8 protein-coding genes are annotated in these 7,719 nt (G+C 65.1%); all 8 read right to left on the bottom strand.

Going from position 1 to position 7,719, the window contains the following annotated elements:
* Positions 1 to 518: 518 nt before the first annotated feature.
* The 8 genes from LD110_RS20705 to folB all read right to left on the bottom strand — a co-directional run bounded on the left by LD110_RS20705 (position 519) and on the right by folB (position 7,710).
* Complete coding sequence (locus LD110_RS20705) at positions 519 to 1,958, bottom strand: MDR family MFS transporter (protein ID WP_374200378.1); 1,440 nt, start codon at positions 1,956 to 1,958, stop codon at positions 519 to 521.
* Positions 1,959 to 2,173: 215 nt separating this feature from the next.
* Entirely contained in the window at positions 2,174 to 3,073 is a 900-nt protein-coding gene (panC, locus tag LD110_RS20700) for a pantoate--beta-alanine ligase (protein ID WP_225501756.1), read from the bottom strand.
* Between the two features lie 3 nt (positions 3,074 to 3,076).
* Complete coding sequence (locus LD110_RS20695) at positions 3,077 to 4,111, bottom strand: Rossmann-like and DUF2520 domain-containing protein (protein WP_225501755.1); 1,035 nt, start codon at positions 4,109 to 4,111, stop codon at positions 3,077 to 3,079.
* The gene (locus LD110_RS20690) at positions 4,104 to 5,807 is read right to left on the bottom strand and encodes a PH domain-containing protein (RefSeq protein ID WP_225501753.1); all 1,704 of its coding nucleotides are present in this window, start codon (positions 5,805 to 5,807) and stop codon (positions 4,104 to 4,106) included. Before LD110_RS20690 ends, LD110_RS20695 begins: the two co-directional genes overlap by 8 nt.
* The gene (locus tag LD110_RS20685; RefSeq protein WP_225501751.1) at positions 5,804 to 6,316 is read right to left on the bottom strand and encodes a PH domain-containing protein; all 513 of its coding nucleotides are present in this window, start codon (positions 6,314 to 6,316) and stop codon (positions 5,804 to 5,806) included. Before LD110_RS20685 ends, LD110_RS20690 begins: the two co-directional genes overlap by 4 nt.
* On the bottom strand, positions 6,297 to 6,818 hold the full coding sequence (locus LD110_RS20680; protein WP_225501748.1) for a DUF3180 domain-containing protein: 522 nt from the start codon (positions 6,816 to 6,818) through the stop codon (positions 6,297 to 6,299). Before LD110_RS20680 ends, LD110_RS20685 begins: the two co-directional genes overlap by 20 nt.
* Entirely contained in the window at positions 6,815 to 7,354 is a 540-nt protein-coding gene (gene folK, locus LD110_RS20675) for a 2-amino-4-hydroxy-6-hydroxymethyldihydropteridine diphosphokinase (RefSeq protein ID WP_225501746.1), read from the bottom strand. The genes LD110_RS20680 and folK overlap by 4 nt, the downstream gene beginning before the upstream one ends.
* Entirely contained in the window at positions 7,351 to 7,710 is a 360-nt protein-coding gene (gene folB / locus LD110_RS20670) for a dihydroneopterin aldolase (protein ID WP_225501744.1), read from the bottom strand. The genes folK and folB overlap by 4 nt, the downstream gene beginning before the upstream one ends.
* Between the last annotated feature and the right edge of the window lie 9 nt (positions 7,711 to 7,719).

Below are 7,719 nucleotides of genomic sequence, written 5' to 3'. Positions count from 1 at the left end.
CTTCCGTTTGAAAGGGGATTCGTCGCTATTTTTCCGCACCAGCGGCGGCGACTCAGAAAACAATACACGCCCCACCAGCCCCGCACAAATCCACCACCAACCACCCCAAAAACGCCCAAAACACGCGGAATCCCCGGCCAACCCAGCCCAACCAACAAGAAATACGCCACTATGAACCCCGTCACAGATTCCTACCGCGGGGCGCAAGCCGAGCGTTCGTACCCGAGCTTGCGGGTTTTGGGAACGTACTTACGTGCCGAGTGTCGGTCTGCCGCCCGGCGATGCCCCCACTTCCCTGGACACCCGGGCGGCGGGACAGCCGCCCGGCAACACCCCCCCACTCCCGGCAAACGCCCGAGCCGCAGGACAACCACCCGCCAACACCCCCCCACTCCCGCGACTCCCGGACCGCAGGACAACCACCCGCCAACACCCCCCGCTTCCGGGCGCAGAAACGCCGCGAGGTGGCAGGCCATGTGAACGACCTGCCACCTCGCGGCGGTATGAGCGGAAACGTGCTAGTGCCCGTGCCCCGCACCTTCGGTGCGTCGCATCATGGCTGCGAGCACAACCGCGACAACAGAAATGACTGTCGCAACAAAGAACGCGGCCTGCATGCCCGCTACGATTCCGGATGCCGCGGAAACCACAGCGAATACCGATACCAGCAAGGCTGTGCCCGCCGCCCCTGCCACCTGCTGCAGAGTGCTCATGATGGCGGAACCGTGTGAGTAGAGATGCGGCGGGAGGGGGTTCAGACCCGTGGTGAACGCCGGTGTAAACAGCAAGGCCAGGCCGAAGCTCAGCACGACGTGCAGGACAATCACCCACCAGAGGGCACTCTGGTCATTTAGCAGCGAGAACTGCCAGAGGGTCAACACCATGAGGACTGATCCACTGACCGTGAGGGGAAGGGGGCCGACTTTATCGAACAGGCGTCCAATGACGGGTCCAAGCAGACCCATGGCAAGTCCGCCGGGCAGGAGGGCGAGCCCGGTTTCCATCGGCTGGAGGTGCAGGGTGTTCTGAAGATACAGCGGAAGGAGGATCACCCCGCCAAAGAGCGCCATCATTGCCACGACCATCAGAAGCGTGGACACCGTGAACATACGGAAGTTGAAAGCCCGCAGATCAAGAAGCGGTGCATCCGACTTCTGCAGCTTCAACTGCCTCAGCACAAACACCACGAGGCACACCACGCCAACCACCAGTGCGATCACCGGTGCCGCGCCTGAGCCGGAACCGCCGTGGCCACCTATCTGGCTAAGTCCGTAAACGACACCGCCGAAGGCAGGAACCGTGAGGACAACCGAGAGGAAGTCCAGCGTGGCGGCATTGCGCTCCCCGACGTTGGTCAGGAAACGGGCACCGATAGCCAGGGCAGCCAGCGCCACAGGCAAAACGAAGCCGAACATGAACCGCCAAGAGAAGTGGTCCAAGATGATCCCGGACACTGTGGGGCCAAGGGCTGGAGCCACCGAGATTGCAATGGTGACGTTGCCCATCACAGCTCCGCGGCGGGAAAGCGGCACGAGCGTCAGTATGGTGGTCATCAGCAGCGGCAGCATGATGGCGGTGCCGCCTGCTTGGACAATGCGTGCCAGCAGCAACACTTCAAAACCAGGCGCGAGTGTAGCCAGCAGTGTGCCGCCGCTGAAGAGACCCATCGCCAGCAGGAACACAGCGCGCGTTGTGAGCCGCTGCAGGATGAAGCCTGTGGTGGGAATGACCACAGCCATGGTCAACATGAAGCCCGTGGCAAGCCACTGGACGGTTGGCGCATCGATGTGGAGATCGGTCATGAGCCGTTGCAGGGCGACGTTCATGATGGTTTCGTTGAGGATCACGACGAACGTTGCCACCAACAGGGTGACGATGACGGTGACAGACTCACGCGACATCCGGCTGGAAGTCGTTACATCGACTGCGGCTTGGTGGGCAGTTGCGTCGACAACCATCGCGTCACCCGTCGTGGCGGCGTCGCGAGTGGCAGCGTCTACCGATCCGGCAGCGCTTTGGGATGAGGAATCAGACGTGACGTCGCTAGGCATAAAAGTCCCCCGGATGATTTGGATGAAGGCCGGCAGTCAGCGCCGTTGACATAGACCTAAACATTCTAGGACGCCAAGCCATTCCCGTCACGGGAAAACTGATAGATAACTCCGCAACGGCTTTACGAGCTCAACGGGACATTGTCGATGAGCCGCACCGGGCCCACCTTGGCTGCGATAAGGGCCAGTGCTTCACCCCTAAACGGAGTCTCACGACAGTTCTCGGCGAGCGGCTCCAGGGTAAGGGGATCGACGACGTCGAAATAGTCCAGCGCAACCAGCGGCTGGGACGCTACCAAGGCGACTGCCGAGTCCAGGTCGAGCGGCTCGTTGGCGTTCGCGCGGGACTCAAGCAGGCGGAGTGCACGGGACAGCACAAGCGCCGCGTCGCGCTGGTCCGCGGAGAGGAAGCGGTTTCGACTGGAGAGGGCCAGGCCGTCCTCGTCGCGCACTGTGGGCACCGCGACAATGTCGACGGGAAAGCTGAGGTCGGTAACCATGCGCCGCACCAGCGCCAACTGCTGGGCGTCTTTCTGCCCGAAGTAGGCACGGTAGGCCGCCCTGCCGCCGTCGTGTGCGGAACCTGGAAGGCCGTAGTGGAGCAGTTTGGCAACCACGGTGAGGGCGCCGTCGAAGTGTCCGGGGCGCGAAGCGCCTTCCCATCGGTTGCCGAGCGGCCCGGAGGTGACGCGGACAAGCGGCTGGCCGCCCGGGTAGACCTCGTCAACGGACGGTGCAAAGGCAACGTGGACGCCTTCGCTGTCGAGCAGAGCCAAATCGGCATCGAGCGTGCGCGGATAGCGGTCCAAGTCGGCCGCTTCGCCGAACTGTAGCGGGTTGACGAAGATCGAAGCGGCAACGACGTCGTTCTGGGCCACGGCCGTCCGGGCAAGTGCTGCATGCCCCGAGTGGAGGGCGCCCATGGTGGGGACTAGGCCCTGCGATGAGCCCTTCTTCTCCCGCAACAAGCGGGCACTCTCATCGCGGAACTCTGCCACGGTGGTGACGAGCTTAATGGGCATGGGTCAGCGTCCTTCCTGGGGCGGGGCACCATCGCTGGGCGGGGCACCATCGCTGGGCGGGGCACCCTTGCTGGGCGGGGCACCATCGCTGGGCGGGGCACCATCGCTCGACGGGGCACCATCGCTGGGCCGGGCACCCTTGCTTGGTGGGGCGGCGGCACTTATGGCCTCATCCAACTGCCCAACGGTCGACGGCCGAAGAAGGCCTCGATCGCCTGCGCGGCGGGCCGTCGCGCGAGCCATGGCCACATAGGCGCGGAGCACGTCACCGTCCGCACCGCCGTCGTACTCCGCAAGGGCCGCCGCGTGGGCGGAAACGGTGCCCACATCGCCCCGGGCCACCGGCCCGGTCAGGGCGGACTCACCGGAGGCGAGGGCATTTTCCAGCGTGGCTCGCAGCAGTGGTCCCAGCATGCGGTCGGGCGCTTCGACGCCAACGCTGCGGAGCAGCTCGGCGGCCTGCGCCACGAGCGTTACGAGGTGATTGGAGCCGTGGGCCAGCGCCGCGTGGTACAGCGTGCGGTCCGCCTCCGCGATCACTACCGGCTCGGCACCCATTTCGACCACCAAGGCCTGTGCGATGGGAAGCATCGCAGGATCGGCGGTGACGCCAAAGGTGCAGTCCATGAGTCGGGCAAGGTCCAGGCTCATGCCTGTGAAGGTCATGGCCGGGTGCAGCGCCAGCGGAATAGCTCCCACGGCACGGATCGGCTGAAGAACCCCAACGCCGTGACGACCCGAAGTGTGGGCCACTAACTGTCCTGGCTGCCAGGCACCCAGAGTGGCGAGCCCCTGCACCAACTCAGCAAGGGAGTCGTCCGGCACCGCCAACAAGACCAGCTCGGAGCGTTCCACAATGTCCTGGATCTCCAGGATGGGGACGCCGGGGAGCAGGATTTCAGCCCGCTCCCGGCTCGCTTCGGAAACCGCGGAAACACCGACGACGGCGTGCTCGGCAGCGCGCAGGGCGGCACCGAGGACAGCGCCCACCTTGCCGGCTCCAATGACTCCGACGCCGAGTCGTCCTGGCCTAACCATGCTGCGGTCCTTCCTGGGTCTGTGGGCTGCTGGGCACGTGGGCGGGAGCCACCTGGGCAAGCCATTGTTCGCTGGTCTGCCGGCTGCGGGCCTCACGGGCACGCGCGGCTTGGGCGTCGAAGAGCGCCAACGCAGCTTCGACGTCCGCCTGGATTAGCCTAGCGGTCACCGGTCCCGGAGTGGTGTGGAGTACGACGTCGGCAACGCCGAAGCGCCGTGCGATCGGTCCCTGCTGTAGCGCCATGGACTGGGTGCGTTGGTGGGGGACGACGACGAGTTCCCGCCACCATCGGCCCGACCGTAGGAGGAGCGCAGTGTCAGTGGCGGTAAAGCCGTTGCGCCGCCAGCCCAACGGTGCGATGAGGCGGGCCCGCCGCGGTGTGATCACGAAGCCGCCGTCGAATACGCCTGACCGTCCGCCCAGGCCCGCCATGCCCGCGGTGAAAACCTCGTCCGGTTGCCCGGTTCCGGGGTCGGGCAGGACAAGGGACAGCATCGCGAACACGTCGTTCTTGAGCCCCACCGGAAGCAGCATCGTCCGCGAGCTGCTCTCGCTCGCGGCACTCGGGCCGCCGTACCCTGCCACGTTTACCTGCATCCGGTACCAGCCCAGCAGCCGCCATAGGGGTGGCTGGTGGATCTTGATCGCCTGGATACGTCCTGGCGGCAGCGTCTGCGCGCGGGTATCCAGGAGCCCGTAGCGGAGCCGGATGCCGTCGGGAGAAATTGCGGCCGTGAAGTTGAACCCCCGGTTGAACGAGCCCCAGTAATTCGCGGCGATACCCAGGATGGCGGGAATCAGGGCAAAGGCAAAAGCGACACTTTCAGTCAGCACCGACACCACCACGGAAGTCGCAGCGCCCAGGACGATGAAGACCGTCTGCTCGCTGAGCACGAGCGATCCCAAGAGGCGTTGAGGCGGCACAGTCAGCACACGCCACTCGGGGGCCTCACGTGGCAGGAGGGTCGGCGCAACACTGGCAGGTATCTGAGATCCAGGCAAGCCGGGACCCAACGACGCAGGAGCAGGTTCTGTCCCGCTCGCCGGGGCGTGGCCGGGCTCGGCCCCTGAACCGTCGATTCCGGCTAGGTCACCGTGGGGGCCAGCGGCACCGGGTGCGCCCTGTATGCGTTGAACGGCGGGCGGACCTGCTCCGATTACGCGAGCCGCCGTCGTTGTTTCTGCACCAGAAGCGCGGGCCAGGATGGTTGCCCTCAACTGCTTGGCGTCCTTCAACCTGAGGTAAGCCAGGCGCACGGCGGACTCGCCGGCGTCGGCCACTTCGAACTTCAGTTCCGCGAGCCCAAAGATCCGGGCCAGCAACGGTTGGACGATGTCGATGGCCTGGACGCGGTCAAGACGGGCCTGCCGGTGCTGGCGGAACAGCAGGCCGGAGGTGACTCGCACATAGCCGCCGGACACCTGATAGCGCGTGAAGAACCAGCTCAGCACGAAGCCCACCACGGTCAGGAGAAGCAGGGCCGCACCGCCCAATGCAAGCCAGAGCACGCGGGCGTTGAGGTAGTCATCGATGAGCGGCCTACCCTGGAGCATCCGTTCCAGGGTGTCGCGGCCGAAGAAGTAGGCAAACGCCGCAAGCGCGAACCAGCCGCGTACAAACGGCGAGGCGGGGTGGACACGCTGCCAGTCGTCGTCGGGCGCTGAACTGGCGGGCGTTGGGTTTGGTTCCGTCACAGTCCAGCCAGCCGGGCTTCGCCTCGGGCGGTCAATTGCTCACGCAGCCGTGCGCCTTCAGCGGCGGGCAGGCCGGGAATCTGTGCGCTGGTGGCAACTGAGGCCGTGTGCAGCTTGATGGTGCAGAGGCCAAGGCCCCTCTCCACCGGGCCAACCGAGACGTCGACATATTGCATCCGGCCATAAGGAACCACCAGGACGCGCTGGAAGAAAATGCCGCGGCGGATCAGCAGGTCGTCGTCGCGCTCGGCGTAGCCAATGGCCCGGACCTGGCGGGGAATAAGTACCAGCCGCCACAACGCCAGCAGGAACATGCCGGCGGGCAGCGCAACAGCCAGCCATAGCGGCAGCCACCTCCAGGCACCCAGCAGCACCAACAGCAGCGGAACACTGAAAAGTGCCACCGCCAGGAGGTTGCCAACTACCCACTCCACCAGCCGAACCGTAACGTATGTAGGAGATACCCGCAGCCACTGAATACCGGGAGGATCAATCGCCTCGGTAGGCATACTCCCCCTCGCCCTTGGACTGCCGCTGCGGGCCCGAGCGGCCTTGGCCCTCCGCATTGGTATCTTCCGGCGGGATCCGGCAGAACCGTTCCACAATCAGGCCCACAATGACCATCACCAGGCCACCGCTGCCCATTGCGACCGCCAGCCAGAAGATGTCCAAGTCGTTGCGGAGGTTCCAAACGCGCAGCAGGTCGAGGATGACGCCCGCGTGCCAGCCCAGCAGCACGGCTCCCGCATAGGCGCACGACTGGGCCAAGAGCAATGTGGTTACCGCGAAGAGCGGGTTGAGCAAGGTTTTCTTTTTAGCGGTCCGCCAACGCAGGATCCGCAGGCCCAGGATGAGTGTCAGCGCGGCAATAACGCCCATGGTGACCAGGCCCGACGGCGGAAGCACCGGCGTCGCCGCGCCGTAGCGCGTGCCGAGAAGCGTGGCCAGCCAGCCGCCCGCGGCGAGGATTACCGCGACGACTGCGAGCACCAGGATGCGCGTTGGTTTCATGGCTGCCCTGCCGAAGTGTTGGCTTGGGCGGGGTCTGCAGCGCCTTCAGTGACAGGGCGGATGTCACCCATGTCGGCCGCCTTGGCGGCGAGTTCAGCGACTTTCTGTCCGTCGAGTTCTGCGGACGGGTCCAGAAGCGACCACGGATACAACACAAACGCTCGCTGGGCCGCCCGGGGGTGCGGGAGCGTCAACTGGGGATCGTCGCTACGGACGTCGTCGTAAACGATGATGTCCACGTCGAGGGTACGCGGACCCCAGCGGACTTCGCGCATCCGGTGATGTTTCTGTTCCACTTCATGGCAGTGGGCCAGCAATTCCAGTGGCTCGAGGCTCGTCTGGATTGCGACAACCATGTTGAGGAAGTCCGGCTGTCCTTCCGGGCCGCCAACAGGCTTGGTTTGGACAACTGGCGACTCCCCCAGCAACTGGACCTCTGGCCGGGAGGTGAGGTCGGCAACGGCAGTGGCGAGGGTGTCGGCCCGCTCACCGAGGTTGCTGCCGAGGGCCAGGATGGCCTTGCGGTACGTACTCATGTTCGCTCCCGGTGGACGCTCACCGTGACGTCGCCAAACGGCACCTCGATTGGTGCCTTTGGCTTGTGAACGGTGACGTCAACGGCGGCCACGGAATAATTGGCCAAAACGTCTTCTGCAATACGTACCGCAAGGGCCTCGATGAGGTTCAGCGGCTCTCCCGTGATGTGCGAGGTGATGAGCTCGGCCACCTCGCCGTAGTGGGCTGTGTGCTGCAGGTCGTCGGTCTCCGCAGCCTTGGTGAAATCCGTGTACAGGACGGCGTCGACGACGAAGGGCTGGCCTTCGCGGCGCTCAAAATCAAACACGCCGTGGTGTCCGACGGCGGTGATTCCGGTCAGCGTAATTCTGTCCACGTGCGCGTC

The sequence above is a fragment of the Arthrobacter sp. M4 genome (genome assembly GCF_020251205.1).
GTDB lineage: Bacteria > Actinomycetota > Actinomycetes > Actinomycetales > Micrococcaceae > Arthrobacter.
The sequence above is the reverse complement of the archived record's forward strand: the minus strand, read 5'-3'. Positions and strand labels throughout refer to the sequence as shown.

Bases quoted from the DNA above. Each gene is read 5' to 3' on its own strand.
- folK (WP_225501746.1), bottom strand. From the start codon at position 7,354: ATGAGTACGTACCGCAAGGCCATCCTGGCCCTCGGCAGCAACCTCGGT.
- panC (WP_225501756.1), bottom strand. From the start codon at position 3,073: ATGCCCATTAAGCTCGTCACCACCGTGGCAGAGTTCCGCGATGAGAGT.
- LD110_RS20680 (WP_225501748.1), bottom strand. From the start codon at position 6,818: ATGAAACCAACGCGCATCCTGGTGCTCGCAGTCGTCGCGGTAATCCTC.
- LD110_RS20685 (WP_225501751.1), bottom strand. From the start codon at position 6,316: ATGCCTACCGAGGCGATTGATCCTCCCGGTATTCAGTGGCTGCGGGTA.
- LD110_RS20705 (WP_374200378.1), bottom strand. From the start codon at position 1,958: ATGGTTGTCGACGCAACTGCCCACCAAGCCGCAGTCGATGTAACGACT.
- LD110_RS20695 (WP_225501755.1), bottom strand. From the start codon at position 4,111: ATGGTTAGGCCAGGACGACTCGGCGTCGGAGTCATTGGAGCCGGCAAG.